Raw genomic sequence first — 24,689 nt, forward strand, 5'->3', positions numbered from 1 at the left:
TTTATTAATCCTGTTTTTCTACCTGGAAATAATTCAATTCAACTGGTGTGTTCCGGCCAAATATTTTCACCATCACATTAAGCTTTCTTCTTTCTTCGAATACTTCCTCAACCGTTCCTGTGAAACCACTAAATGGCCCATCCATCACCTTCACTATTTCACCTACTATAAAAGGTGTATCTAATTTCTCTTCGGCTTCATCCATTTCGTCTACTTTTCCAAGTATCCGATTCACTTCATTCTGCCTTAGAGGTACTGGTGCTTTCGTTTTGTCTCTGGAACCCAGAAACCCTATTACACCAGGGATATTCGTTATTGTGTGAAGTATCTCTCCATGCGAAAGGTCAGCGGCGATGATGATGTAACCTGGGAAAAAGTTACGCTCTCTTACTCGCTTTTTACCATTACGCATTTCGTATACTTTCTCGGACGGAATTAAAACCTGAGGAATAGTTTCCTCCAGATTTTGTCTGGTAATCTCAGTCTCCAGGTAGGTCTTGACTTTCTTCTCCTGCCCGCTTACCGCTCTTACCACGTACCAATTAATTTCTCCCATCCTTCACTATATTTATACTGCCTATTAAAAGGCGTTATAAAACCATTTCAAAGCGTTTTCAAACGCCAAATCTACAACACCGATGAACAAAGCAAATATTAGTGATGCCACCAACACCAGCACGGAGCTACCCTGAAGTTCAGAGTATTTAGGCCAAGTTACCTTGGTCCTCATCTCGTCATAAGACTCCTTTACGAACGCAACCAGTTTATTCATATATTCTTCCGGTTTTTATAGCACGGGTGGAGAGATTCGAACTCCCATCAACGGTTTTGGAGACCGCTATTCTACCCTTGAACTACACCCGTTTAACGAATGCAGCCCGAAAAACGGACTGCAAAGGTATGATAATGTTTTATTATATGCAAATGCGTTTCACCATTAAGATGAAACGCATTCAGCTATTTAAAAACTTAGTCAAGAATTTCAGTCACCTGACCAGAACCAACGGTTCTACCACCTTCTCTGATGGCAAATCTTAGACCTTTCTCAAGAGCAACCGGGTTAAGCAATTTCACCTCGATAGTGATGTTATCACCTGGCATTACCATTTCCACGTTTGCAGGAAGAGTAATCTCACCAGTTACGTCAGTAGTTCTCAAGTAGAACTGAGGTCTGTATCTGTTGAAGAAAGGAGTGTGACGTCCACCTTCTTCTTTAGAAAGAACGTAAACTTCGGCCTTGAAGTGAGCGTGAGGCTTCACAGAACCTGGCTTACAGATGATCATACCACGACGGATTTGAGACTTCTCAATACCTCTAAGTAGCAGACCTACGTTGTCACCAGCTTCGCCTCTATCCAAAATCTTACGGAACATCTCAACACCAGTGATGGTAGACTTAAGACCTTCAGCACCCATACCAATGATGTCAACTGCATCACCTGTGTTGGTTACGCCTCTTTCAATTCTACCAGTGGCAACTGTACCACGACCAGTAATTGAGAACACGTCTTCAACAGGCATAAGGAAATCCTTGTCGATCGCTCTTTCAGGAAGTGGAATGTGCTCATCAACAGCGTTCATAAGCTCTTCTACCTTAGCTACCCACTTAGCTTCACCGTTAAGTGCGCCCAGAGCTGATCCCTGAATAACAGGAATAGTATCACCTGGGAAGTCGTAGTAAGTAAGAAGCTCTCTGATTTCCATTTCAACAAGCTCAAGAAGTTCTGGATCATCTACCAAATCGACTTTGTTCATGAAAACCACAAGCGCAGGAACACCTACCTGACGAGAAAGAAGGATGTGCTCTCTAGTTTGAGGCATTGGTCCGTCAGTCGCAGCCACTACGATGATCGCTCCGTCCATTTGCGCAGCACCAGTAACCATGTTCTTCACATAGTCAGCGTGACCAGGACAATCCACGTGAGCGTAGTGTCTCTTTTCAGTTTGGTACTCGATGTGCGAAGTATTGATAGTAATACCTCTTTCTTTTTCTTCTGGAGCGTTATCGATCGCTGAGAAGTCTTTAATTTCGGCCAGTCCTTTACCCGCAAGAACTGCAGAAATAGCAGCCGTTAAAGTGGTTTTACCGTGGTCAACGTGACCGATGGTGCCAATATTTACGTGCGGTTTAGAACGATCAAAGTTTGCTTTTGCCATATTTGATAATCCTCGATTTAGTTATTAATATATCAGTTAATAGATGTTCAAAATACAGAGAGCCGTTGACGGGAATTGAACCCGTGACCTCTTCCTTACCAAGGAAGTGCTCTACCTCTGAGCTACAACGGCAAAAAAGACTTTGGCTTCCACCGCCAATGCCTGACCCGCTGAGCTGCTACCTGAACCAGAAACTATCAGCGTCACAGGTATCCTAGCACTACGGTTCATAAATTAAACAAGAACATAAATGATGAATGACTCCACCTCTTATGTTCTTTGTCTAGAGCGGGCGACCAGGTTCGAACCGGCGACCTACAGCTTGGAAGGCTGTCGCTCTACCAACTGAGCTACGCCCGCATATTGTACTAAGTTTGACGTCCCTCGCTCAGAGGGCGTGCAAGTTATACAATTACACGTCCTAAACAAAGAACTTTCGCTGTGGGGGAAAGAGGATTCGAACCTCTGAAGACATAAGTCAGCAGATTTACAGTCTGCCCCAGTTGGCCGCTTTGGTATTCCCCCATATCAAACAAAATGACTAAGAACAACCGTTAAAAAAAGGCCTGTTAAGGGCCTGTTTCTAAAAGGAAGTGCAAAATTATACGCTTTTTGGTTTTATTCAAATAATTGATTTAAAAAGTAGAAAATATTCCTGGTGAACTTCAACTTCTTTAGTTCCCTTCGGCAGCAAGTAAGCTGTTCATGACGGCTTTCGCTCGCTGGTCTTCCTCCTTTGCAGCGATTGAGGCCAGTATATTCCTGTTTTCGGGGGTTTCCGGAATCACCAGTGTCATCGACTGGAAAGCGGCAATTCGATTATAATATTCGTTGTCGTTCGTAGCAATATAAGTAAGCACCTTCGCTGTTGACTCATCCTTGAAGAGGTCTGTCAACACGACGTACTCTATATAGTACTGCAGAAACATCCAGCGATCCATGCCACGAAAGCTAAGCAGGTTCTTATTGTACCAGTCAAGATGCCCCTCTTTCACCTGCTGATTGTAGTAACCAGCAATGGGTGCTGCTATATTAAGGTGTGTCAAGCCAAGAAAGTCCCTGAGCCAAATAGGATCTTCTGCATAATCCTGAAGTAGCACCTCAAGACCAGCCCCTATTACACTATAAGAAGAATCAGCAAGTGCTTTCATCATCACCTCATCTATATCGCCCGATTGCGTTTCGCTATAAGCACTGAATGCTGCTGCCCTCACCAGCGAACGGCTGTCGGTAGTAAGTTTTTGCACAGCCTTTGCCATGTCAGGATTAGTCAGGTGGCCCCGGCCAACCAAATTATCCAGTGTCATCTCTCGCAGGCGTGGGGATGTGTCCGCCAAACCGAATAAGGCAGCCTTGCCTATCGTAATGGAGTCGCCTTCAGAAAAGAGTGTTTCCAGTGCCTCTCTTCGAAGAGCAAAGGAACTGCCATTAGAAAAGGCCATCAGCAACTCCTGGCTTGTTTTGGGCTGATAGATTTCGGCTAGCAAAACCCTTTCCGGGTCAACCTCCACCAATGCTGGCTCCTTTGACAGCGGCAAAGTCATCGTAATCTCGGGAGCATCAACTAGCAATTCGTGGGTTGTGCTGGTGGCACCTTCCCAAATTTGAATATCCAGAGGGAAAACAAAGAGCCCGATCGAATCGGACACCTGCAATTGGTTGATGTTGATAGTGAGGCTATCATTGGCATAGGACGTTGATACCTCCAAAACCGGATGACCGGGCAGTTCGAACCATTGCTCGAAGAACCATTGCAAATCTTCGCCTGTCACAGCCTCAAACGACTTCCGTAGGTCGTCAATTTCTACTGACTGATAGGCATTTGCCTTTAAGTAATGATTGAGTGACGCAAAGAAAGCCTCATCCCCCGTATAGTTGCGAAGCATGTGCAGCACCAGCCCGGCCTTTGAATAGCGATGACTATCAAAAAGGTCATCAGGGTTTTCGTAGAAATAATTAATGATGGGGTCCACCTTGCCGCTGCCAACTTCGGCCAGGTAGTTATCCTTTTCGATCCATAAATTATAGTCCGCTTCTTCCTTTCCGTACTTGTGTTCGTTCCACAAGTATTCGCTATAGTTGGCAAAACCCTCGTTGAGCGCCAGGTTAGCCCACGACTCACAGGTGACCAGGTCGCCAAACCACTGGTGAAAGAGCTCATGTGCAATGATGCCGTCCCAATGATCGTCAAGCAGCTCCCTCCTGCTCACCTGAAGGTCTTCCATGAAAACGGATGCCGTTGTATTCTCCATAGCCCCAGACACATAGTCTCTGACGACAATCTGGTCATATTTGGCCCAGGGATAAGGATAGTCAAGCACCTGAGAAAAGAAAGCAATCATTTCTGGCGTGTTCCCAAAGATGTCCTTGGCATATTTTTCAAAAGCTGGTTCCACATAATAAGACAGCTGGAGTGAATCGGCCCAATCGTCAACCTTCGCAAAGTTGCCAACCGCAATCATGGCCAGGTAAGGCGCATGCGGCTTATCAAGTTTCCAATGGTCTTTCTTAAGGCCGTTTCCCAAATAATCAGAGGATTGAAGCACACCGTTGGATAACGTGGTTAGCGAAGAGTCCACAGTCAGGAATATCTCCTGAGTAAATCTTTCATTAGGTGCATCGATGGTAGGAAACCAACGGGAGTTGAATTGTGTCTCACCTTGCGTCCACAGTTGCTTAGGCTTCAGGGTGTCGGCACCAGATGGGTTAACGAAGAACAAGCCCCGGTCGGAGGTTACTGCCTGCCCGGTTTGTGCTGCTTGCTCATATGGCTTGGCGATGTACCTCATTTTGATCGACAGTGTGTCCGATCTCTTATAGTCCTTTTCCAAATTAATATAAACGGCCTCACCGTCGTACTGGAACTCCAAAGGAACAGCGGCCGAGTTCGCCACTAAATCACAGCCGATGATTTCGAAGCTTTTCGCATCCAGCATCAGTTGGTTCTGAGGATAGAAGTAGGGCTTGAGGGTGATGTCAGCCTGACCAATCACCCATTTGTTTTCCCAATCGAATTCCAGGTCAAGGCGGGTGTGCAGGATGTCGAAAAACCTGGGACTGGCGGGTTGGTAGGGGGGCAAATCTATTTCAACAATGGCTTCTTCAGCCCCAGCGGCGTTTGACGAAGCCTGATAGGAAGACCTACAGCCAACCATTGTTAATAATAATATACATGTGACTGAGAGCAATGCTGTTCCCGACCCAAGCTTTCCTTCTAAAGTTTTCCTGCCCATATCATCACAAAATATTATGTCGTATTTTGCCAAAAAAGAACTCATGGCGAAGGTACTTATAAAAGGTCAAAAAGAAATCGACGTTGACTACCAAACAAATGGGGAGGTCTACCTGAATGGCGACTTATTTAATCATGAGGTAGTTGAGGTGAAACCAAATCACTATCACGTAATAAAGAGTGGGAAGGCTTTTGAGGTGGAAATAGTTGGCACCGACAAGGCTTCGAAAATGGTTTCGTTGTTGGTAAACGGAAAAAAGGTGGAGGTGACTGTCAAAGACAAGATGGATATTTTACTTGAAAAACTGGGCATCTCAAATACCACAGCAAAAAAAGCCAACGACCTGAAAGCGCCTATGCCCGGGCTTATCCACGAAATAAAGGTGAGCGAGGGCCAGGAGGTTCATCAGGGCGATCCCATTCTGATTTTGGAAGCCATGAAAATGGAAAACGTGCTTAAATCGCCTGGTGACGGAATTATCAAGGCTATCTCTGTTGAAAAAGGGCAAAGCGTTGAAAAAAATCAGGTACTAATTACATTTTCCTAAGGCATAGTCGAAGGCTTTCATTTATATTTGCCTGATTTAACCATTCTTTTACCCCATACAAAAGCACGGAAGACCGGCTCTATGAAATACAAACGAATATTACTAAAACTAAGCGGCGAGGCACTCATGGGTGGTCAGAAATATGGCATTGACCCCGCACAACTTGAACAATATGCCCAGGAAATAAGAAAAGTAAAAGATGAGGGCCTTGAAGTGGCCATTGTTATTGGTGGTGGTAATATCTTCCGTGGCGTGCAATCATCTACCATAGGGATAGACAGGGTTCAAGGCGACTATATGGGGATGCTGGCAACAGTGATAAATGCTATGGCACTGCAAAGCGCACTTGAGGCCCATGGCATGTTTACCCGCCTTATGTCAGGTATAAAAATGGAGCAAGTTTGTGAGCCTTTTATCAGAAGGAGAGCTATCAGGCATCTCGAAAAAGGCAGAATTGTGATTTTTGGTGCTGGCATAGGCAATCCTTATTTCACTACGGACTCCACTGCCAGCTTAAGGGCTATTGAAATTGAAGCCGATGTTGTGCTGAAAGGCACCCGTGTGGATGGTGTGTATTCAGCTGACCCCGAAAAAGATCCAAATGCCACCAGATACGCTCAGATTTCTTTTCAGGAAGTTTACGAAAAGGGATTGAATGTAATGGACATGACCGCCTTTACGCTATGTCAGGAAAACAATCTACCGATTATTGTATTTGATATGAACAAGCCCGGCAACCTCATTAATGTTGTGAAAGGCGAGGAAGTGGGCACTCTGATAAATTAACTTTTTTAAGAATGAATGAGGAGATACAACTATTTCTAGAGGAAGCTAAAGAATTGATGGACAAAGCCATTGTTCATTTTTCGGCAGAGCTCGCAAAAATAAGGGCAGGAAAAGCAATGCCCAACATGCTTGATGGTATCATGGTCGATTACTATGGTGCCATGACTCCCATACAGCAAGTTGCATCTGTCAATACGCCCGATGCAAGGACACTTGCTATTAAGCCCTGGGAAAAAAATATGATTTCGGAAATTGAGAAATCGATCATCAATAGCGACCTGGGCTTAAACCCCCAAAACAACGGGGAGATGGTCATGATCAACGTTCCTCCCCTGACTGAAGAAAGAAGGAAGAACCTCGTCAAACAAGTAAAAGCGGAGGCGGAAACGGCCAAAGTGAGTGTGAGAAACATCAGGAAGGATGCCAACGAATCGATCAGAAAGCTGATGAAAGAAGGGGCTGCTGAAGACGACGTGAAGAGGGCTGAGGATGAAGTGCAAAAGCTTACCGATTCGCACTCATTAAAAATCGACAAGCTTGTAGATGCAAAAGAAGTGGAGATCATGACGGTGTAGTGCCGCCGACAATACTAAATCATTGGGGAGCTGGGGTATTCAACCACGGCTCTTTTTTTTGCATTACAAATAAAGCTTCCTCCGTTCTATCATTTCATTTACACTGTCGGGGATCAGGTACTTCACCGACTTGCCCATTTTTATTTGTTTCCGAATAAATGTGGCCGATATGTCTAGTAAAGGAGCATCAACAATTTTCACGTTTGGATGATCTCTAAGCTCGGACGGATTCGACTGGGGCCGTGGGTACACGAGCAACCCGTGGTTTTCTAAAATGACATTAAAGTTTTTCCATTTAGGAAAAGAGGCGAGATTGTCCTCCCCTATTATGAGCTTGAATTTATGCTGCGGATGCTTGTCCGTTAAATATGCCAGGGTATCCACTGTAAAGCTTGGTTTGGGCATATGAAACTCGACATCAGTGGCTTTGAAATGATAGTTGTCGTGAATAGCAGCCTGCACCAGGTCGAACCGGTCAAACTCATGCTCCAGGTTGCTTCGCTTCTTCAGTGGGTTCTGAGGGCTGACAACAAACCACACCTCTTCAATTTCGGTATTCTCCAACATAGTGTTGGCAATAATGAGGTGCCCAACATGGATAGGATTAAATGAACCAAAATAGAGACCGATATCCAATAGATTGATGTTTTTTTCCTGGCAGTACCTCGTCACACGCCAGCGAAGGTGATTCGAAAAGCTAAGCTAAAAAATCTTTCACAAATTGGAGCGACAAGTCTTTCGCCTTCTGCAGGTCGTCATTGAGCACAGTCACATCCAGTCGCTTTTCGAAGGTCATTTCATATTTAGCCTTCTGGAGGCGCTTTTCGAGTGTGTCTGCTGTTTCTGTGTCACGCTTTTGAAGTCTTTCCTGAAGGGTGTTTAAATCAGGCACTTTCACAAATACCGCCAGGGCGTCGTCTCCAAAGTATTTCTTGAGGTTGAGCGCACCGTGTACTTCCACATCAAAAATAACATCTTTCCCCAAAGCCCATATCCTGTCTATCTCTTCCTTGAGTGTGCCGTAAAAAGATCCGTTGTACACCTCTTCCCATTCTATAAATTCGTCTCTTTCGATTTTACTCTGAAAATCGCTAAACGAGAGGAAGTAATAGTCTTTTCCGTTCACCTCCTGGTTTCGAGGTTTCCTTGTTGTGGCCGAAATAGAAAAGGCAAGGGAAGGGATATGATCTAAAAGATGTTTTACCAGAGTTGTTTTACCAGAACCTGACGGAGCAGTAAAAATAATTGCTTTGCGCATTAACCTTCAGGGGCAAGAGAAACAGAAATTTTCGATTTTATTGAGTTGAGCAAATCTGCAGGAACTTCACGCTTTTCAAGCTTGGTACGCAAGATGTTTCGAATCTCCGTTTCAACTTTGTAGTTTTTCAAACAGGGCAGGCAGCTATCGAGGTGACTCCGCAAATAATCTTCCTGAGTTGGCGACGCCTCATTGTCAAGTAGCAGATGCAAAATTTCAATACATTTCACTGACTCCTTGCAGCCTTCCTTTGCAGAACTTTGTTCCATTCTCTGTCAATTTCAATCACGAAAATTACGAAAAAAATTATTTGTAGCCCATTGTCTGAGCATATGATTTTAGCTTCTCCTTGAGTAAGTTTCTGGCTCTGTGCAATCTCGATCTCACGGTACCTATCGGAATGTCGAGAATTTTCGCCATCTCCTCGTAGGTAAAACCTTCCAAGTCACAAAGTATGATTACTGTTCTGAAGTCTACATCCAGCGCATTCAGCGCATTGGAGACCTCATCACCAATCATGTTTTGCAAAGCGTCTACTCTCAGGTCGACCGTTATATGTTCATCAACATCATCCGAGTTGTAATAAGTTTCAACTTCCTGATAATCAACTTTAGCAGGCTCCTTACTTTTCTTCCTGAAGTCGTTGATGAAGCTGTTCTTCAAGATTCGGAACAACCACGCCTTGGCGTTGGTTCCTTCCTGAAAGGAATCTATAAATCGAAAAGCTTTAAAATAAGTTTCCTGCACAAGATCCTTTGCCTCATCGTCGTCAAAAGTAAGGCGGTAGGCAAAATTGTACATCGAGTCAATATGCGGCAAAAATTCCCCGTTAAAGATTTTCATCTTCTTTGAGTCACTATAGCTGTGCCGCTTTGGCCCTTCCATGGTTTCTGTTACGGTTGTTGACATGTCAATGAATTCAGCAAATTCCTTGCCCAACTGGCGGGCTATTTAGAATCAATCTCTTTTTACATAATACGACAAATCACCCGGGTTTGTTAACCAGCCCAATTTGCGAAATACGGACTGTTTTCACCTACTTTCACTCAAAATATTAAAAAAAGGCCCTTTTTGGGGGCCTTTTCTCTGTCATGAAATTATGTCAGTAATTTTAGTAACGGTAATAATCAGGCTTGTATGGGCCTTCAAGAGAAACGCCTATGTATTCGGCCTGATCGGGGCTAAGTGTATCAAGTTCGCAACCAATCTTAGCCAGGTGCAATCTCGCTACCTTCTCGTCGAGGTGCTTAGGCAATGTGTACACCGCATTTTCGTACTTGTCGGTGTTTGTCCAAAGCTCCAATTGCGCCAACACCTGATTGGTAAAGCTATTTGACATTACAAAAGATGGGTGACCAGTGGCACAACCAAGGTTCACCAAACGTCCTTCAGCCAAAACAAGTATCTCTGATCCTTCGATATTGTAAAGGTCTACTTGCGGCTTTATCACAACTTTTGTCTGACCGTAGTTGCTATTTAACCACGCCATGTCAATTTCATTGTCAAAGTGGCCAATGTTACAAACAATAGCCTTGTCCTTCATGCTTCTGAAGTGCTCTTCTTTGATGATGTCCTTGTTGCCTGTAGCGGTTACAATGATATCAGCTTCTTTAACGGCAGTGGCCATTTTCTTTACTTCGTATCCTTCCATAGCTGCCTGCAAAGCGCAGATAGGGTCGATCTCAGATACAATCACCCTGACACCACAGCTCTTAAGCGACTCAGCGGAACCTTTTCCTACGTCACCAAATCCAGCAACAACAGCCACTTTGCCGGCCATCATCACGTCGGTAGCTCTGCGAATGGCATCTACCAACGACTCACGGCAACCATATTTATTGTCAAATTTAGACTTGGTTACAGAGTCGTTCACGTTGATCGCAGGCATGGGCAAGGTGCCCTTTTTCATTCTTTCGTACAAGCGGTGAACGCCTGTGGTAGTTTCCTCAGAAAGGCCTTTAATACCAGGTACCATCTCAGGGTATTTGTCCAGCACCATATTGGTAAGGTCGCCACCATCGTCAAGGATCATATTGAGAGGCTTCCTGTCCTCACCAAAAAATAGTGTCTGCTCGATACACCAGTCAAACTCTTCGGCATTCATGCCTTTCCAAGCAAACACGGGAACACCAGCGGCGGCAATAGCAGCTGCGGCATGATCCTGTGTAGAAAAGATATTACAGGAAGACCAGGTAACATCTGCACCCAGTTCAACCAGCGTTTCAATAAGAACGGCTGTTTGAATGGTCATGTGTAAACAACCTGCAATACGGGCTCCTTTAAGAGGCTTGGAAACGCCATATTCTTCCCGAAGTGCCATCAAACCAGGCATTTCGGCTTCTGCCAGACGGATTTCTTTCCTGCCCCAATCGGCCAGTGAAATGTCTTTTACTTTGTAATTAAGACTTGTTTCAATCATTTTATGATAATATTGATTTATAAATCGATGCAAAAGTAGCGCATAACTTTTTGTAAGCCAAACGGAAGAAGCTTTTAAGGAGTGACTACTTCCATAAGAACTCGATCTCTTTTAAGTCGTACTCCTTTACATTTCCCTCTCGTTCAACCTTAAGTTTTCCAAGTTCAGAAACACCAAGAATTTCTCCCTCAAACGTTCCCTCTTTGTCACGGTATGACCGCTGTTCCCCCCATCCTATCATGGACTTCAAATAGTCTGCCTTCAGTTTTTCAGAGGCGCCACCTTTAAGTTGAAGGTATAAAGACTCAATATTCCGGGACAACTTCTCTAGCACAAGTTCCTTGTCCAGGCCGCTTCCCGCTTCAAGCGCCATTGAGGTGGCTTTTTCTGTGGTAAATACCAATTGATTCACGTTTAAGCCTACTCCCACAACTGAAGTTTCGATCATGCTTCCTTTCAGCGTACTTTCAATCAGGATGCCAGTAATCTTCTTATTGCCTGCATATATATCATTAGGCCATTTGACTTTTACATTCTCAAGTCCAAATTCGCTTAGCGTCTTTTTAACCGCAATTGACACAATGATGTTTAAAAAAAACTGCTGTGAAGGCTTTAAGAAAGTGGGCTTCAGCACCACCGACATCATGATATTTTTACCTGGCTCCGACTCCCAGGAGTTGCCTCTTTGGCCCCGGCCTGCCAATTGCTCGTCGGCTATCACCACTGCACCTTCGTTGACATGCTCTATTTCGGCCAATTGTGTAGCTATCGAGTTGGTTGAGTGACATTTTGGCAGGTAAACGACCTTTTTGCCGATAAAGAGATTTTTGGAGAAAATTTTGTGCAATCTTTTTTCGTAGTTTTGTAGACAAAGTAAAATGTTTTGAATGACAGTAAAAAAGGGCAAAATGCCAGTTGAACCTAAAACGGTTGAACTCAATGATTTGGTGGTGCGGGGAATGGCAGAAAAGAAAGCCCACGACATAGTAGTTTTGGATCTGAGAAATGTAAAAAATGCTGTAGCTGATTATTTCATTATCTGTTCTGGCAACTCGGACACTCAAATAGATGCCATTTGTGATTCTGTAGAAGAATTCGTTTTTAAAGCTTCAAAACAGTCCCCCTGGAAAAAAGAAGGTAAGCAAAACAAAGAGTGGATCCTTTTGGATTACATAGATGTGGTAGCTCACATATTCAAAAAAGATAAGCGTGATTTCTATTCGCTGGAAGAGCTTTGGGGAGATGCAGTGATCACTCCGGTGGAAAGCTCATCCATTTAAGGAACATTAGCGATAGAAAAGCGTTTTATCAATCTGTACAATAGATTTAGATTTAGAAAGATTAAAGAATGGCAAATCAAGATAGACCGAGGAAAAACCTGATTCCAAAGCCTCCGCAGAGACCCAATTATCAAATTTGGGTGATTCTAACTCTTCTGGCGGTAGTGCTGGGAATTACTTATTTCAACAACAGCTCTTCATCAGTAACTATTTCGCAAAAAAGGTTTGAGCAAATGCTGCTCAGCAATGATGTGAAAGGGGTGGTGCTTTTAAGAACGCAAAACCTTGTTGAAGTAACATTAAAAGAAGAAGCACTCAATAACAGTAAATACAAGGTAGAGTTGGAGCAGAGAAATCCTTTCTCGCTCAGCCAGGGGCCACACTACAAATTCAAAATCATTTCAGCCGACAACTTCGATGAGAAGTTTCGGGAGATTGAGAAAGGGCTGCCTGACAACCAGAGAATTGAGTACAAAATCGAGGAAGGGTCTGACATCACCAACATTTTCTTTAATTGGGGTTTCTTGTTCCTGATCCTGTTCGGCTTCTGGTTTTTGATGCGCCGGATGACCGGTGGCGGCGGACCTGGCGGACAGATTTTCAATATTGGAAAATCAAGAGCCGCATTGTTTGATGCAGAAAACAAGGTGAAGATCACCTTCGTGGATGTGGCAGGACTTGACGAGGCCAAAGAAGAGGTAAAAGAAATTGTAGACTTTCTAAAGAACCCAGCCAAATTTACTAAGCTGGGTGGTAAAATACCTAAGGGTGCTTTGCTGGTAGGCCCTCCGGGCACAGGTAAAACACTTTTGGCGAAAGCGGTAGCTGGTGAGGCTGCTGTGCCTTTCTTCTCACTTTCGGGTTCCGACTTTGTGGAAATGTTTGTGGGTGTAGGTGCTGCAAGGGTACGTGACCTGTTTAAGCAAGCGAAAGAAAAAGCGCCATGTATAGTGTTCATAGACGAGATTGACGCTATTGGTCGCTCAAGAGGCAGAGGCCAGGTGCCTGGCTCCAACGATGAAAGAGAGAATACGCTGAACTCGCTGCTGGTTGAAATGGATGGCTTTGCTACGGACTCAGGTGTTATCATCCTTGCGGCTACTAACCGCCCCGACGTGCTTGACAGCGCTTTGCTGCGCCCGGGCAGGTTTGACCGTCAAATCAGTATTGATAAGCCAGATGTAATTGGCAGAGAGGCTATTTTCAAAGTGCATTTGAAGCCTATTAAGATGTCGAAAGATGTGGACGTGAAAAAACTGGCTGCACAAACTCCAGGCTTTGCCGGTGCTGAAATTGCCAACGTGTGTAACGAGGCCGCACTTATCGCAGCCAGAAGAGACAAAGAAGCCGTTGACATGCAAGACTTTCAGGATGCCATTGACAGAGTTATTGGTGGTCTGGAGAAAAAGACAAAAATCATTTCGCCGGAAGAAAAGAAAATTGTTGCCTACCATGAAGCTGGTCATGCAGTGGCCGGTTGGTTCCTTGAGCACGCCGATCCGTTGGTGAAAGTATCCATTGTTCCCCGTGGTATTGCGGCGCTTGGGTATGCGCAGTATCTGCCGAAAGAGCAGTTCCTGTACCAAACTGAGCAGTTGCTTGATGAGATGAGTATGGCTTTGGGTGGTCGTGCCGCTGAGGAGATTATTTTTGGTAAGATATCGACCGGAGCGCTGAGCGATTTGGAGAGGGTAACCAAGATGGCCTACAGCATTGTGACGATCTATGGCATGAATGATAAAATTGGCAACGTTTCGTTCTATGATTCAAAGCAGTCGGAATACGCCTTCAACAAGCCCTATTCTGAATCAACTGCCGAAACTATAGACTCTGAGGTGAGAAACATTATTTCCACTGCCTACGAGCGTACGAAGAAGATGCTAACCAAGCATAAGAAAGAGCTTGAAGTTATCGCCAAAGAGCTTCTGGAGAAGGAAATCATTTTCCAGAATGATTTGGAAAGGCTGATTGGCAAACGCCCCTTTGAAAAGCAAACCACCTACCAGGCATTTACCAACAATAACGCCAACGGAGAGGGAGTAGAAGCAGTGGTCGAAGGTGAAGAAAAAACCGATGATGAAGTTGAAGCTTTGAAAAAATCGGTAGCAGAGGAAGTTACAAATGAAGAAACCTCAGACGTAGTTGAGGATACAACCAAAAAGTAATCTTCTGTAAATAATATTTGATTCAAAGATCAGGTTAACGCCTGATCTTTTTATTTTGTACCCATATGCAGTTTGACAACGGTACCCTCCCGGATGGGAAATTGATCTATTTTGCCAGTGATTTTCACCTTGGAGCCCCTAACCAAACAAAGAGCCGGGAAAGGGAGAACAAGGTGGTGAAATGGCTGGCAAGTATCGAAGACTCTGCCGCTGCCATTTTTCTTGTCGGCGATATTTTTGACTTCTGGTTTGAGTACAACCATGTAATCCCCAAAGGCTTTGCCCGGTTTCAGGGGAAAATTGCTGAGCTGGTTGATAAAAGCATTCCAGTCATCTTTTTCTCAGGCAACCACGATATGTGGATGGCCAGCTACTTTACTGAAGAGTTTGGAATACCCGTGTACCATAAAAACAAGAGCTACGTCATTAACGGAGTAAAGCTGCTGGTGGGTCACGGCGATGGTCTTGGGCCCGGCGACTATCGATATAAATTTCTTAAGAAGATTTTCAGGAACAAGCTTTGCCAATGGGCATTCAAATGGCTGCACCCCAATGTGGGAATGGCCATCGCTCACAAATGGTCTAGCAACAGCAGGATCAGTAACCTGAAGTACGACGAGGCCTTCCTGGGGGATGATGAATGGCTTTGGACATATTGCAAAGAAGCTGAAGCCAAAGAGCACCACGACTACTATATTTTCGGGCACAGGCACCTGCCCCTTGACCTGGAAGTTGGGAAGAGCAGCAGATACATTAACTTAGGCGAGTGGATCAACCACTGTACTTATGCGGTATTTGACGGAAAAAAAGTTGAGCTCAAAAGGTTTGAATAAGACTGCTGTCGCATGTCTGGCTCTACTCTTATCTGGTTTCTTATGCCGGGCCCAGCTAGTGGTGGAAAAAAATGTGCCCGGGCCAGTTGTCACGGCTCAGTCGGTAGACAGAAGAGGCGATTTCTATCTTGCATTTAAGAACGGCACCGTAGCCAAATACGACACCACGGCCAGACAGATTGTGAACTACTCTCCCAGAAGGTTGGGGCAAGTCACGCTGATTGATCCCTGGAACCCACTAAAGACCTTTCTGTTTTACGAAGAATTTCAATCTATCGTCATACTCGACAGGTTTATGTCTCCCACCACCGAGTATGACCTCACGGGCAAGTCTCAGAGCTTTATACGGCTCGCCTGCCCCTCGCAGGATAACTCGTTCTGGCTGATCGACGAGTCGTACAACGGGTTGATCAAGTTCGATCCGATTGATCAAAAAATCCAGACGAAAATTCCTTTCAACTCATCGATACCGGTGAATGGCAAGATTCTATTCATTAGGGAATACCAGAACGTGCTTTTTGCCGCTCTGGATAATGGGGGCATTGCTTACTTTGACAACCTCGGAAATTATCAGGGGATAATCGACAGCCCGGCTTGCAACTTCTTTTGTTTTTCGAAGAATCAGCTCTACCTGACAAGTAGCGGCAGTATTTTTATCCAGGATCTATACAGTAGCGAGAAAAACGAAATCAGTTTACCTGACACTTATTTGCATGCCCTGCTGATTGGTCATCGTGTGGTAGGGACAAAAAAAGAAGGAGGCTTTGACCTCCTTCGTTAACTGTTGTTATTCATTTGCGATGCCCCGATAAATATCGAGAATTTTCTTTCTGAAGACTATGCTGTATTTGGCGTTAGCCAATTGAATCTCCGCCCTGTTTTTATTGTTTAGGCTCTCCAAATAAGTATAAAAGTCGGTGCTTCCAGCTTCATACCTGGTCTGAGAAAAATTGTATGACTGTGTGAGAGCGTCAATATTTTCTTGTGCAGCATTATAGGTGCTTATTGCTGCCTGTAGATCATTGTAGACTAATTGAATAGCATTAGTAATAGTTTGCTGTGCCTGTTTCACATCCAGCTCAGCATTGAACATGTTAACTTTTGCTGCTTGAATGTTAGCACTGGTTTGCCAGCGGGTAAAAATTGGTATATTAATTCCGATGCCAACCCCCTTGTATTGATTCCATCCCATCTGTGTTCTGAATGTTGCATCGGCAACATGTTCATTCGTTATGGGATCTCTGGCGCCATTGGAAGAATAACTTGATCCGTATTGGCCTTGCACTGCAATGTTTGGGTATCGGGCCGCTCCCGCCTGCTTAAATTGATATATTGAAGCCTGTTGGTTAAAATTTGCCCGTTTCAACGCAGGTGAATAGTTTAAGCTAGAGGCTAAGACCTCACTATATGGCTGAACGTCTGAAATTACGTCAATATCGTCAAGAGAGACGCCTTCAATTTCATAATCTTTGGTAGCGTCAAGCTGAAGCATTTGAATGAGAGCCAATTTATCCCTTCGGAAAGTATTCTCTGCCTGAACTCGAACCAGCTTCTCGTTAGCTACCTGGGATCTAAAATTGAATACGGACTCTGGGTTGCTCACTCCTACAGAAACTCTCTTTTCCTCACGCTCCAACTGCGACTGTAGAAGCGTCACCCGTTCGTCAGAAATTTTGATGTTTTCCCTGTCCAGGATTACATTCAAATAAGCCCCTAAAACATCGGCTCTAACTTGCACTCTGGATGCTTCTACAGCCTCTTCAGCGGCATCTAACTCATTTGTTCGTCTCCTAACATTATTGATATTAGACAGACCATTAAAGATATTTACGGTGCTTTGCGCACTTGGATACGTTTGATATGTAGTCACATTGACTTGTCTTCCAGCAGTCTGGTCAAAACTATACCCAAAATTGATACTCTCACTAAGATTGGCGCTTAAGTTGGGGAGAAAATTAGCAATTGATTGAATTCTGAACGCTTTCGCTGAAATTGTATTATTCTGTGCTCTCTTAATATCGAGGTTGTTTTCTAACGCAATTCTGATACAGTCATCAAGAGTTAGCACCTGTACCTCTTCCTGCGCAAACGAAGCGCTTGGAAGAGTCATGAAACCTAGAGTAAGCGTAAAAAGAAATCCCTTTGTTATTCTAATAAAATTCATATCCATTTTTTCAAGTCCATCTCCTATTTACCAATGAATATGCCATTTATTTAATGCACTGATTATCAATTAATTATAGTTGTTGTTTTTGAAGAAATGTGTACGGATACGGTACAGTTGTGTTCAGATTTGAACCTGAGAAATACAAAAGACAGTTCCAGCTGTTGGGAATCGATAGTGCTGGAGTGAATAGTACTCATAAAAAAGGCCGCCTTTTGGGCAGCCTCTTCATTAATCAGGGTGTAATTTAAGTAGAAAGGGTATTATCCTAGTCTCTTTGAGTAGATGTAGTTGATCTTTTCTTCTACCATCTCGGTTACTTCCTCTTTGCTAAGCTTTGATTTTTTGCTCAACTGCTCAACAAACTCATCCATTGTAATGTCCTGAAGGTTCAGGTCACTCATTTTTATGTTAGCGAAAGTATCTTTCAATTCAGTTTCAAGATCTGCTACAACTGTGTGATTAAGGTGTCGTTCCATATCAATCATTGTTGGGGTTAATTCCTATTTCCTCTCAATTATAAGCAGAAGGATTATAATTTCATATAACGGCTTGTTAGTCAGTAATTTACAAATGAGTCTCCCATCGGTTCTTTTTAAACCCAAAAAAAGAGGATTTGCAGAAACAAAAATTTTTTAGGGTTGAAATAAGCCCGAACAGATTCGCACGGGAATAAATCCTGAGGATGGCAAGGCTCAAAAACAGCTTAAAAAAAACTTTCTTCGGACGTGAAAAAATTTTTATTTCTTCGGAGAAATTGAAAATTCCCTCAGTTTGGGGGATTACAAACCTCGAAAGCCTGACCATCTTGCTCCCGGTTTTCGATTGATTGTGACCTTCCCTCAACACACACTTAGGTAGTAGAATCCTCTTCACAGTGTTAGGGAAGGTTCTTTTTTGTAGCCACAAAGACGGATCAATCTGTATTTCTGGGGGGATTGATGTTTGGCATGGGTATTTTCTGCTTGCATAAAAAAGCAAAAGGTCCAAGCGAGACGCATTGAACCAGTTTTGCTTTTTTATTGCCGCCTATTTGCTGAATCGAATTACACTCCTTTTGAGTTTTATCCCCCAGATTTTCCGCTTGATCCACAAAGACTCAAAGGCAAGAAGAAGCGCTTGCTACTTTGTAGGTTTTAGTTCGCTCATGATCCGAAACACCAGGTTAGCCGCTAGTTTCGCTGTTCTATTGTCCTGATCGAAGGCTGGGTTCATTTCTGCAATGTCGCAGGTAAGCACTTTGCCTGTGCCCATAATGATGCGCAGTAGCTCGGCTACCTGCTGTGGTGCCAGCCCCATTACAGCCGGAGCACTTACACCCGGAGCAAATGCGCCATCCATTACGTCGAGGCATATGGTGAGGTAAATATGATCGAGGGGCTTGGCGAATTTATGGATCACCTTTTCTATCTCGGCTGTAGAAAGCTGAAAGAGCGTTCCTGCTTCCAGGTATTTTACTTTCTTCCGGTGGGCAGTCTTGTAAAGGGCAGTGGTATTGCCGGACGGCTGGATGCCAAGGCACATATAGTCGAAAGGCTTTCCTTCCTGGGCAAGAAAATTGGCTATTTGCAAAAATGGCGTCCCCGATGTGGGTGCATGCGGGTCGTTTCGCAGATCGAAATGTGCATCAAGATTGATGATGCCGATTTTCTTATCCGGACAATGGGCAAAAGCCCCGAGAAAATGCCCGTAGGCGATTTCATGCCCGCCTCCCAGCAGAACAGGGAAATAGCCAGTGTCTAGTAAAGTCGCCACTTTTTGCCCTAATAGCTTTTGAACCGTTTCCAGGTTGCCATTTGGGCAAAGGACATCGCCTGCATCGAAAAGGGAAACAGACGATTGGCCATGCCAGGGTAAGTTGGCTGCCATTTTCCTGATAGCATACGGCCCTTCAGATGCTCCTCTCCTACCAAAGTTTTTTCTTACTCCTTCGTCGGAACAAAAGCCTAGCAGTGCAAATTTCTTTTGACCGGGTGCTGAAGCGATAGGCCTCGACAGATCGAGCATTTGAATGACATGGTGCCAGCGAGCTCCGTCTGGCCCATCGTATTTGTCGGTTCTTCCTCGCCAAATGTTTCTATCGGGTGATCTGTACATGCCTTTGAATCAGAAAGCCAATCGTTTTGTTTATGTGGAGCGAAGTTAAAAGATTTAATGAAGGCTCCGATAGTGAATACTATGAAGCCTAAAGCTTACAAGGCAAATAGCAGCCACTCGCCCACTTTTTATTCAACCAGACGGCCATTTTTCCAGACGGCCACTGGCTTCATTTTACCCTGGTGATACAGCACCTCCCGGTAGTCCGTTGTTTCAAAAGCAATAAAATCTGCCAAATTGCCGGGCAAGAGGCTTCCTCTGTCGTCCAAGGCAAGTGCTTTCGCTGCTCTGAAGGTAATGCCGGCCCAGGTTTCTGCCATGGAAAGTTTTTGTGAAGCGCCAAGCACAGCTGCTTGCATGAGCAGGTCGCCCATAGGAGCGCTGCCGGGATTCCAGTCGGTGGCAATGGCGAGGCAACCTCCATAGTCTAGTAGCTTTCTGGCAGGAGCAAATGGCAAGCCCAAGCCCATAGAGGCACCTGGCAAAACTACGCCAATCGTATTGCTCTCGGCCAGGTACTTGATATCTACGTCGGTAGAAGCTTCGAGGTGGTCGGCGCTGAGAGCTCCCATGTCAACAGCCAGCTTGCTACCACCAGAGCTGAACTGGTCAGCGTGCACAGTGAGGTGGAAACCCATATCCTTCGCCCTGGTCAGGTACTTTTTGCTCAGTGCGACATCAAAAGCACCGTCTTCCACAAAAATATCTACCCTGTTGGAAAGGCCCTCCTCTTTTACCTGCGGCAATAGGTTGTGGGCCAGAAAATCGAGGTATTCGTCAGCTTTGTCGAATTCACCTGGTTTGACGTGGGCCGCCAGACAAGTGGGGATAAGGTCGAGCAAATATTCCTTTGACGTGCAGCTGATGGCTTCCAGCATCTTAAGCTCGTCGGCCAGGTTAAGGCCATAACCACTTTTCACTTCAATGGTTGTCACCCCTTCTGTCATGTGCCGTGTTGCCCGCCCGGCTACCAGTCTCTCTAATTCGGCCAAGGTAGCCGCCCTTGTCTTTTGCACCGTGTCATGGATACCACCGCCGGCTTTCAAAATTTCCTGATAGCCAGCACCTCCCACCTTCATCTGGTAGTCTTTTGCCCGAGAGCCCGCAAAGCAGATATGGGTGTGGCAGTCGATGAGGCCGGGAAGAGCCACATAGTCGCCTTCCATTTCAAAAACATTCTTGTGCCTTTTCGCTCCTTCTTCGAAGTCCACTATCTCTACGATCCGGTCGCCGAGGAGCACAATACCTGCGTTCGGTACCACCAGAAGCTGATCGTCCGTTATTGGGCCCTTCATTGACAGGTGTGCCAGGGTGACGATTTGTTTGAAAGGGCCGATGTGTTGGGGGGTGTGCATTTTTTTTGAAATATGTCTTTGGACTCGTTAACCGCTTTGTCATCATTTTTGCGTAAAGGCAAAATGCCGCCAAAGCTCTATACTTTTTTCCTATAGCGATGGGCATTAAACCCATTGCTCAGTTTGCTTGGTTACTACTTGGCCGAAAACTTAATTTGCTAACTATTGGTAATTCTCTGTCCTCAAGCCGGACTGGCTGTTACTTTTCCTTGATGAAAAGTAACCAAAAATCAACGAAAAATTAACGCTCAAGCCAATAACGCTCAAGCTGCCGCCATTTTTCGCCCTCCCTCCTAAGAGGGCACTACTCTTATTAATAAGTAGATTTATAATCTAATGTACTCGCCGAAATAAATAGATGAAATAGCCATAAGGAGAGCCATACCTAGCGGAAATGAATAAAGTCGGAGAACAGTCGACTATCACTTCCGAAATGCTATTGGCTATTCCATGTGGCCGCTGAAAAACAAATTTTATACACATGAAACATCCGATACAACAAGACTTTTCGATCTTTTTTCGTGAAAAGTCAATCAATTACTATTTACTCAGAATTTCAAATGGTGGGTGGTGGCGACGTTGCTGGCTAGTTCGTAACCGGCGTCCATGTGCCGGAAAACGCCCATGGCCGGGTCGTTGAAGAGCACCCGGCGAAGGCAACGTTCCGCTCTTTCTGTGCCGTCGGCTAATACGACCATGCCGGCATGCTGCGAGTAGCCCATTCCCACACCACCACCGTGATGAAAAGAAACCCACGTGGCACCGCCTGCTGTATTGCCCATGAGGTTAAGCAATGGCCAATCGGACACCGCATCGGAGCCATCGAGCATCCCTTCCGTTTCTCTGTTGGGTGATGCTACAGAACCGCAATCGAGGTGGTCACGACCAATGACGATCGGAGCTTTTACTTTACCTGTTTTCACCAGGTCGTTAAAGATCAGCCCGGCCTTTTCCCGCTCTCCCATGCCCAGCCAGCAAATACGGCAGGGCAGCCCCTGAAAGGCTATTTTCTCTCTGGCTTGCTTTAGCCAATTGATGAGGTGGGCATTTTCCGGAAAAGCTTCCATCAAAGCCTTGTCGGTGGTGTAAATATCTTCGGGGTCGCCAGAAAGGGCCGCCCAACGGAAAGGGCCTTTGCCTTCACAAAACAGTGGGCGAATATAAGCAGGCACAAACCCGGGGAAATCAAAAGCGTTGGCCTCACCGCCCTGACGGGCAAACTCCCGAAGGTTGTTGCCATAGTCAAATACCTGGCTTCCACGCTTCTTCATTTCGAGCATAAATCCAACATGGCGGGCCATGCTTTTCAGTGACCGTTCCTTGTATTTGACGGGATTTTTCATTCGAAGAATCTCAGCATCAGTCAGCGATAGTCCATTGGGCACATAGCCAAAAACAGGGTCGTGCGCAGATGTCTGATCGGTGAGCACATCAGGCGTGATATTGTCTTTCAAAAGTCTTTCCAGCACATCGCCAATGTCGCCCACTAAGCCGACCGAGATGCTTTCCTTCTTCTCTTTGGCTTCCAGTACCCATTTCACCGCCTCGTCATAGGAGTCGGTCATTTTATCAATGTAGCGGGTGTGCAAGCGTTTCTTGATTCTTTCAGGGTCAATATCGACGCCCAGGAAAGTAGCCCCTGCCATGGTCGCTGCCAGAGGCTGAGCACCTCCCATTCCTCCAAGGCCCCCGGAAACCAGCAGTTTCCCCCTAAGGCTTCCCCCAAAATGCTGCTTGCCGCATTCCACAAAGGTTTCGTAGGTTCCCTGAAGGATGCCCTGAGAACCAATGTAAATCCAGCTGCCAGCTGTCATCTGTCCATACATCATCAATCCCCGCTCCTTCAGCTCCTGAAAGTGCTCCCAGTTGGCCCAGGCCGGCACCAAATTGGAGTTGGCAATCAGCACCCTAGGTGCCTCTGCATGGGTTCGAAGCACGCCGACTGGCTTACCAGATTGTATGAGCAAACTGTGCTCGTCATCCAACTGCAGGAGCATCTCAATGATCTTCCTGGCCGACTCCACATTTCTGGCTGCCTGACCAGTGCCGCCGTAGACCACCAACTCCGCTGGATTTTCAGCCACTTCAGCGTCGAGGTTGTTGAGGAACATGCGCAATGGCGCTTCAGTCTGCCACGACCGGGCGTTCAGTGTTGAGCCCGTGGGTGCTTTGTAGCTTGGGTGACTTGCGTAAGTATTAAGAAAGGCTGAAAGATTCATACAGGTCTCCTTTTAAGTTGATATTGTTTGATTGAGCAACCTCAAGTGCGGCACTGGTGAGTTCCCCGGATGCAACTATCTCCCTTGCTACAGCGATGTCATCGCCAAATATTCTGTCCTCCTCTGCGTGGTCTATTTTTTGTCGCACCAGCTCATGACAGGCATCCAGGATCACCCCCGACTTCATCGGCTTGCGGTAGTCGAAAGCTTGTGCGGCACATACCAGCTCTACGGCCAAAATATTTTCGAGGTTATCAAGCACGGTGTTCAGTTTTCGGCCACTGATAGAGCCCATACTCACATGATCCTCCTGACCGAGCGACGTAGGAATACTGTCGGCGCTGGCAGGGAAACAAAGGCTTTTGTTTTCACTCACCAGAGCAGCAGAGGTGTATTGGGGAATCATGAAACCGGAATTGATGCCTGTGTTGCGCATAAGCAGCTTCGGAAGGCCTTCGACATCTCCTTCCAGCAGTTGGTAGGTTCGACGGTCGGAGATACTACCAATTTCGGCGGCAGCCAGTGTAGCGTAATCCAGTGGCATGGCCAGCAGCTGCCCATGGAAGTTACCTCCGCTGATGGTTTTATCAGCACTAAAGATGACGGGGTTGTCGGTGACGCTATTGATTTCAATTTCAGTCAACTCTTTTAAATGCAGCCAGGCATTGCGGGAAGCGCCATGCACCTGAGGCATACAGCGAAAACTGTACGGATCCTGCACCCTGCCACAATTGGCGTGTGACTCCACCATCTCAGAGTTCTGCAGCATTATTTTAAGCCGGTGGGCCACATGCGTTGAGCCCTGAAAGGCCCGGAGCAAGTGCAGTGCCGGATCGAACGGACTAGCAGAACCGAGCACACCCTCGAGGCTCATGGCACCAATGATGTCCGCCGTTTCCAGCAGGTTGTGTAGTCTGTACAACCCCAGAACGGCAAAGGAGGCAATGAACTGCGTGCCATTAATGAGTGCCAGACCCTCCTTTGCGCCAAGCTCAATAGGCTTGATGCCCTCTTTTTGGAATATCAGTCCGGTTTCAACCCAGTTGTTTCCGTCCCACACCTTTCCGAGCCCTATTAACGGAAGAAACATGTGAGCCAAGGGTGCCAAATCACCGGATGCACCTACTGAGCCTTGTGACGGAACGTAGGGTAAGTATCCGGTTGTGAGGTGCCAGATCATGCGTTCCAACACTTCGGTAGAAATGCCGGAATAGCCCTGACTCAGGGACTGTAGTTTGGTGATGAGCATCAGCCGGACAATGTCCAAAGGAACGGGAGCCCCTACCCCCACACTGTGGCTGCGCAGGATATTGTCCTGCAGTTTTCGAGTGTCGCCGGCGGCTATCTGGGTATTGCACAAAGGCCCAAAGCCGGTATTGATGCCATATACAACCTTATTGCTTTCTACAATTTGGTCAACATAACTTCGGCTCTGATCAATTTTTTCTCTGGCGGCTCTGGCGATCTCAACACCAACTTCCTGCTGGCAAACCCTCATGAGAAGACCGACAGACAGCCGGTCTTCTCCAGGGTGAAAATTCACTGACGTGGGCATAATTTGGGTTAAAGTTGCCTATTCGGAACGAACTGACCCCTAGACC

23 protein-coding genes and 4 tRNA genes are annotated in these 24,689 nt (G+C 45.6%); 7 read left to right on the top strand and 20 right to left on the bottom strand.

What is annotated here, in order from left to right; all coding sequences use genetic code 11:
* Positions 1–4: 4 nt before the first annotated feature.
* The 8 genes from nusG to ACMVP2_RS05345 form a co-directional block, all read right to left on the bottom strand.
* Positions 5–556 (bottom strand): transcription termination/antitermination protein NusG, encoded by a 552-nt coding sequence (gene nusG, locus ACMVP2_RS05310; protein WP_151997929.1) that lies wholly within the window; start codon positions 554–556, stop codon positions 5–7.
* Positions 557–580: 24 nt separating this feature from the next.
* The gene (secE, locus tag ACMVP2_RS05315; protein ID WP_151997928.1) at positions 581–772 is read right to left on the bottom strand and encodes a preprotein translocase subunit SecE; all 192 of its coding nucleotides are present in this window, start codon (positions 770–772) and stop codon (positions 581–583) included.
* Between the two features lie 21 nt (positions 773–793).
* Positions 794–864, bottom strand: a tRNA-Trp gene (locus ACMVP2_RS05320).
* Between the two features lie 105 nt (positions 865–969).
* Positions 970–2,157: an elongation factor Tu gene (gene tuf / locus ACMVP2_RS05325; RefSeq protein WP_317487974.1), complete on the bottom strand. Its 1,188-nt coding sequence runs from the start codon at positions 2,155–2,157 to the stop codon at positions 970–972.
* A 60-nt stretch (positions 2,158–2,217) separates the two neighbouring features.
* Positions 2,218–2,289: transfer RNA gene (locus ACMVP2_RS05330), tRNA-Thr, on the bottom strand.
* A 155-nt stretch (positions 2,290–2,444) separates the two neighbouring features.
* Positions 2,445–2,517 (bottom strand) — tRNA-Gly (locus tag ACMVP2_RS05335).
* Between the two features lie 82 nt (positions 2,518–2,599).
* Positions 2,600–2,682 (bottom strand) — tRNA-Tyr (locus ACMVP2_RS05340).
* Positions 2,683–2,831: 149 nt separating this feature from the next.
* Complete coding sequence (locus ACMVP2_RS05345; protein ID WP_416866966.1) at positions 2,832–5,312, bottom strand: M1 family aminopeptidase; 2,481 nt, start codon at positions 5,310–5,312, stop codon at positions 2,832–2,834.
* Between the two features lie 121 nt (positions 5,313–5,433).
* Here ACMVP2_RS05345 and ACMVP2_RS05350 point away from each other — a divergent pair, with 121 nt between their 5' ends.
* The 3 genes from ACMVP2_RS05350 (at position 5,434) to frr (ending at position 7,298) form a co-directional block, all read left to right on the top strand.
* Positions 5,434–5,937 carry a biotin/lipoyl-containing protein gene (locus ACMVP2_RS05350; protein ID WP_416866967.1) on the top strand — a complete coding sequence of 168 codons (504 nt, stop codon included), beginning with the start codon at positions 5,434–5,436 and terminating at the stop codon, positions 5,935–5,937.
* Positions 5,938–6,018: 81 nt separating this feature from the next.
* Positions 6,019–6,723: a UMP kinase gene (gene pyrH, locus ACMVP2_RS05355; protein ID WP_151997924.1), complete on the top strand. Its 705-nt coding sequence runs from the start codon at positions 6,019–6,021 to the stop codon at positions 6,721–6,723.
* 11 nt (positions 6,724–6,734) lie between these two features.
* Entirely contained in the window at positions 6,735–7,298 is a 564-nt protein-coding gene (frr, locus tag ACMVP2_RS05360) for a ribosome recycling factor (protein WP_416866968.1), read from the top strand.
* A gap of 63 nt (positions 7,299–7,361) precedes the next feature.
* Here the strand turns inward: frr and nadD are convergent, their stop codons facing one another.
* The 6 genes from nadD to ACMVP2_RS05390 all read right to left on the bottom strand — a co-directional run bounded on the left by nadD (position 7,362) and on the right by ACMVP2_RS05390 (position 11,822).
* A complete protein-coding gene (gene nadD / locus ACMVP2_RS05365) occupies positions 7,362–7,934 on the bottom strand; it encodes a nicotinate (nicotinamide) nucleotide adenylyltransferase (protein WP_416868192.1) in 573 nt (190 codons plus the stop codon).
* 61 nt (positions 7,935–7,995) lie between these two features.
* Positions 7,996–8,556: a guanylate kinase gene (gmk, locus tag ACMVP2_RS05370; protein ID WP_416866969.1), complete on the bottom strand. Its 561-nt coding sequence runs from the start codon at positions 8,554–8,556 to the stop codon at positions 7,996–7,998.
* The gene (locus ACMVP2_RS05375; protein WP_339787116.1) at positions 8,556–8,825 is read right to left on the bottom strand and encodes a zf-HC2 domain-containing protein; all 270 of its coding nucleotides are present in this window, start codon (positions 8,823–8,825) and stop codon (positions 8,556–8,558) included. The genes gmk and ACMVP2_RS05375 overlap by 1 nt, the downstream gene beginning before the upstream one ends.
* A gap of 37 nt (positions 8,826–8,862) precedes the next feature.
* Positions 8,863–9,441 carry a sigma-70 family RNA polymerase sigma factor gene (locus ACMVP2_RS05380; RefSeq protein WP_151998053.1) on the bottom strand — a complete coding sequence of 193 codons (579 nt, stop codon included), beginning with the start codon at positions 9,439–9,441 and terminating at the stop codon, positions 8,863–8,865.
* A 226-nt stretch (positions 9,442–9,667) separates the two neighbouring features.
* The gene (gene ahcY, locus ACMVP2_RS05385) at positions 9,668–10,975 is read right to left on the bottom strand and encodes an adenosylhomocysteinase (protein ID WP_317487982.1); all 1,308 of its coding nucleotides are present in this window, start codon (positions 10,973–10,975) and stop codon (positions 9,668–9,670) included.
* Positions 10,976–11,060: 85 nt separating this feature from the next.
* Complete coding sequence (locus tag ACMVP2_RS05390) at positions 11,061–11,822, bottom strand: biotin--[acetyl-CoA-carboxylase] ligase (protein WP_416866970.1); 762 nt, start codon at positions 11,820–11,822, stop codon at positions 11,061–11,063.
* A gap of 40 nt (positions 11,823–11,862) precedes the next feature.
* Here ACMVP2_RS05390 and rsfS point away from each other — a divergent pair, with 40 nt between their 5' ends.
* The 4 genes from rsfS (at position 11,863) to ACMVP2_RS05410 (ending at position 16,034) form a co-directional block, all read left to right on the top strand.
* Positions 11,863–12,255: a ribosome silencing factor gene (rsfS, locus tag ACMVP2_RS05395; protein WP_416866971.1), complete on the top strand. Its 393-nt coding sequence runs from the start codon at positions 11,863–11,865 to the stop codon at positions 12,253–12,255.
* A 68-nt stretch (positions 12,256–12,323) separates the two neighbouring features.
* The gene (gene ftsH, locus ACMVP2_RS05400; protein ID WP_339787124.1) at positions 12,324–14,420 is read left to right on the top strand and encodes an ATP-dependent zinc metalloprotease FtsH; all 2,097 of its coding nucleotides are present in this window, start codon (positions 12,324–12,326) and stop codon (positions 14,418–14,420) included.
* A 65-nt stretch (positions 14,421–14,485) separates the two neighbouring features.
* Positions 14,486–15,253: a UDP-2,3-diacylglucosamine diphosphatase gene (locus ACMVP2_RS05405; RefSeq protein ID WP_416866972.1), complete on the top strand. Its 768-nt coding sequence runs from the start codon at positions 14,486–14,488 to the stop codon at positions 15,251–15,253.
* Entirely contained in the window at positions 15,207–16,034 is an 828-nt protein-coding gene (locus ACMVP2_RS05410) for a hypothetical protein (RefSeq protein WP_416866973.1), read from the top strand. Before ACMVP2_RS05405 ends, ACMVP2_RS05410 begins: the two co-directional genes overlap by 47 nt.
* Before the next feature lie 6 nt (positions 16,035–16,040).
* Here the strand turns inward: ACMVP2_RS05410 and ACMVP2_RS05415 are convergent, their stop codons facing one another.
* The 6 genes from ACMVP2_RS05415 to hutH all read right to left on the bottom strand — a co-directional run bounded on the left by ACMVP2_RS05415 (position 16,041) and on the right by hutH (position 24,643).
* Positions 16,041–17,417: a TolC family protein gene (locus tag ACMVP2_RS05415; RefSeq protein WP_416866974.1), complete on the bottom strand. Its 1,377-nt coding sequence runs from the start codon at positions 17,415–17,417 to the stop codon at positions 16,041–16,043.
* A gap of 263 nt (positions 17,418–17,680) precedes the next feature.
* Complete coding sequence (locus ACMVP2_RS05420; RefSeq protein WP_339787133.1) at positions 17,681–17,896, bottom strand: hypothetical protein; 216 nt, start codon at positions 17,894–17,896, stop codon at positions 17,681–17,683.
* A 643-nt stretch (positions 17,897–18,539) separates the two neighbouring features.
* A complete protein-coding gene (gene hutG / locus ACMVP2_RS05425) occupies positions 18,540–19,514 on the bottom strand; it encodes a formimidoylglutamase (protein WP_416866975.1) in 975 nt (324 codons plus the stop codon).
* 128 nt (positions 19,515–19,642) lie between these two features.
* Positions 19,643–20,869 (bottom strand): imidazolonepropionase, encoded by a 1,227-nt coding sequence (gene hutI, locus ACMVP2_RS05430; RefSeq protein WP_416866976.1) that lies wholly within the window; start codon positions 20,867–20,869, stop codon positions 19,643–19,645.
* 548 nt (positions 20,870–21,417) lie between these two features.
* On the bottom strand, positions 21,418–23,088 hold the full coding sequence (hutU, locus tag ACMVP2_RS05435) for a urocanate hydratase (RefSeq protein ID WP_416866977.1): 1,671 nt from the start codon (positions 23,086–23,088) through the stop codon (positions 21,418–21,420).
* Positions 23,066–24,643, bottom strand: coding sequence for a histidine ammonia-lyase (gene hutH / locus ACMVP2_RS05440; RefSeq protein WP_416866978.1), 1,578 nt, complete (start codon positions 24,641–24,643; stop codon positions 23,066–23,068). Before hutH ends, hutU begins: the two co-directional genes overlap by 23 nt.
* Between the last annotated feature and the right edge of the window lie 46 nt (positions 24,644–24,689).

It is taken from the genome of Imperialibacter sp., assembly GCF_048007035.1.
Lineage (GTDB): Bacteria > Bacteroidota > Bacteroidia > Cytophagales > Cyclobacteriaceae > Imperialibacter.

Bases quoted from the DNA above. Each gene is read 5' to 3' on its own strand.
- ftsH (WP_339787124.1), top strand. From the start codon at position 12,324: ATGGCAAATCAAGATAGACCGAGGAAAAACCTGATTCCAAAGCCTCCG.
- secE (WP_151997928.1), bottom strand. From the start codon at position 772: ATGAATAAACTGGTTGCGTTCGTAAAGGAGTCTTATGACGAGATGAGG.
- hutH (WP_416866978.1), bottom strand. From the start codon at position 24,643: ATGCCCACGTCAGTGAATTTTCACCCTGGAGAAGACCGGCTGTCTGTC.
- ACMVP2_RS05405 (WP_416866972.1), top strand. From the start codon at position 14,486: ATGCAGTTTGACAACGGTACCCTCCCGGATGGGAAATTGATCTATTTT.
- hutU (WP_416866977.1), bottom strand. From the start codon at position 23,088: ATGAATCTTTCAGCCTTTCTTAATACTTACGCAAGTCACCCAAGCTAC.
- hutG (WP_416866975.1), bottom strand. From the start codon at position 19,514: ATGTACAGATCACCCGATAGAAACATTTGGCGAGGAAGAACCGACAAA.
- ACMVP2_RS05375 (WP_339787116.1), bottom strand. From the start codon at position 8,825: ATGGAACAAAGTTCTGCAAAGGAAGGCTGCAAGGAGTCAGTGAAATGT.
- pyrH (WP_151997924.1), top strand. From the start codon at position 6,019: ATGAAATACAAACGAATATTACTAAAACTAAGCGGCGAGGCACTCATG.
- tuf (WP_317487974.1), bottom strand. From the start codon at position 2,157: ATGGCAAAAGCAAACTTTGATCGTTCTAAACCGCACGTAAATATTGGC.
- ahcY (WP_317487982.1), bottom strand. From the start codon at position 10,975: ATGATTGAAACAAGTCTTAATTACAAAGTAAAAGACATTTCACTGGCC.
- ACMVP2_RS05415 (WP_416866974.1), bottom strand. From the start codon at position 17,417: ATGAATTTTATTAGAATAACAAAGGGATTTCTTTTTACGCTTACTCTA.
- ACMVP2_RS05420 (WP_339787133.1), bottom strand. From the start codon at position 17,896: ATGGAACGACACCTTAATCACACAGTTGTAGCAGATCTTGAAACTGAA.
- ACMVP2_RS05410 (WP_416866973.1), top strand. From the start codon at position 15,207: ATGCGGTATTTGACGGAAAAAAAGTTGAGCTCAAAAGGTTTGAATAAG.
- frr (WP_416866968.1), top strand. From the start codon at position 6,735: ATGAATGAGGAGATACAACTATTTCTAGAGGAAGCTAAAGAATTGATG.
- gmk (WP_416866969.1), bottom strand. From the start codon at position 8,556: ATGCGCAAAGCAATTATTTTTACTGCTCCGTCAGGTTCTGGTAAAACA.
- hutI (WP_416866976.1), bottom strand. From the start codon at position 20,869: ATGCACACCCCCCAACACATCGGCCCTTTCAAACAAATCGTCACCCTG.
- ACMVP2_RS05350 (WP_416866967.1), top strand. From the start codon at position 5,434: ATGGCGAAGGTACTTATAAAAGGTCAAAAAGAAATCGACGTTGACTAC.
- ACMVP2_RS05380 (WP_151998053.1), bottom strand. From the start codon at position 9,441: ATGGAAGGGCCAAAGCGGCACAGCTATAGTGACTCAAAGAAGATGAAA.
- nusG (WP_151997929.1), bottom strand. From the start codon at position 556: ATGGGAGAAATTAATTGGTACGTGGTAAGAGCGGTAAGCGGGCAGGAG.
- ACMVP2_RS05345 (WP_416866966.1), bottom strand. From the start codon at position 5,312: ATGGTTGGCTGTAGGTCTTCCTATCAGGCTTCGTCAAACGCCGCTGGG.
- rsfS (WP_416866971.1), top strand. From the start codon at position 11,863: ATGACAGTAAAAAAGGGCAAAATGCCAGTTGAACCTAAAACGGTTGAA.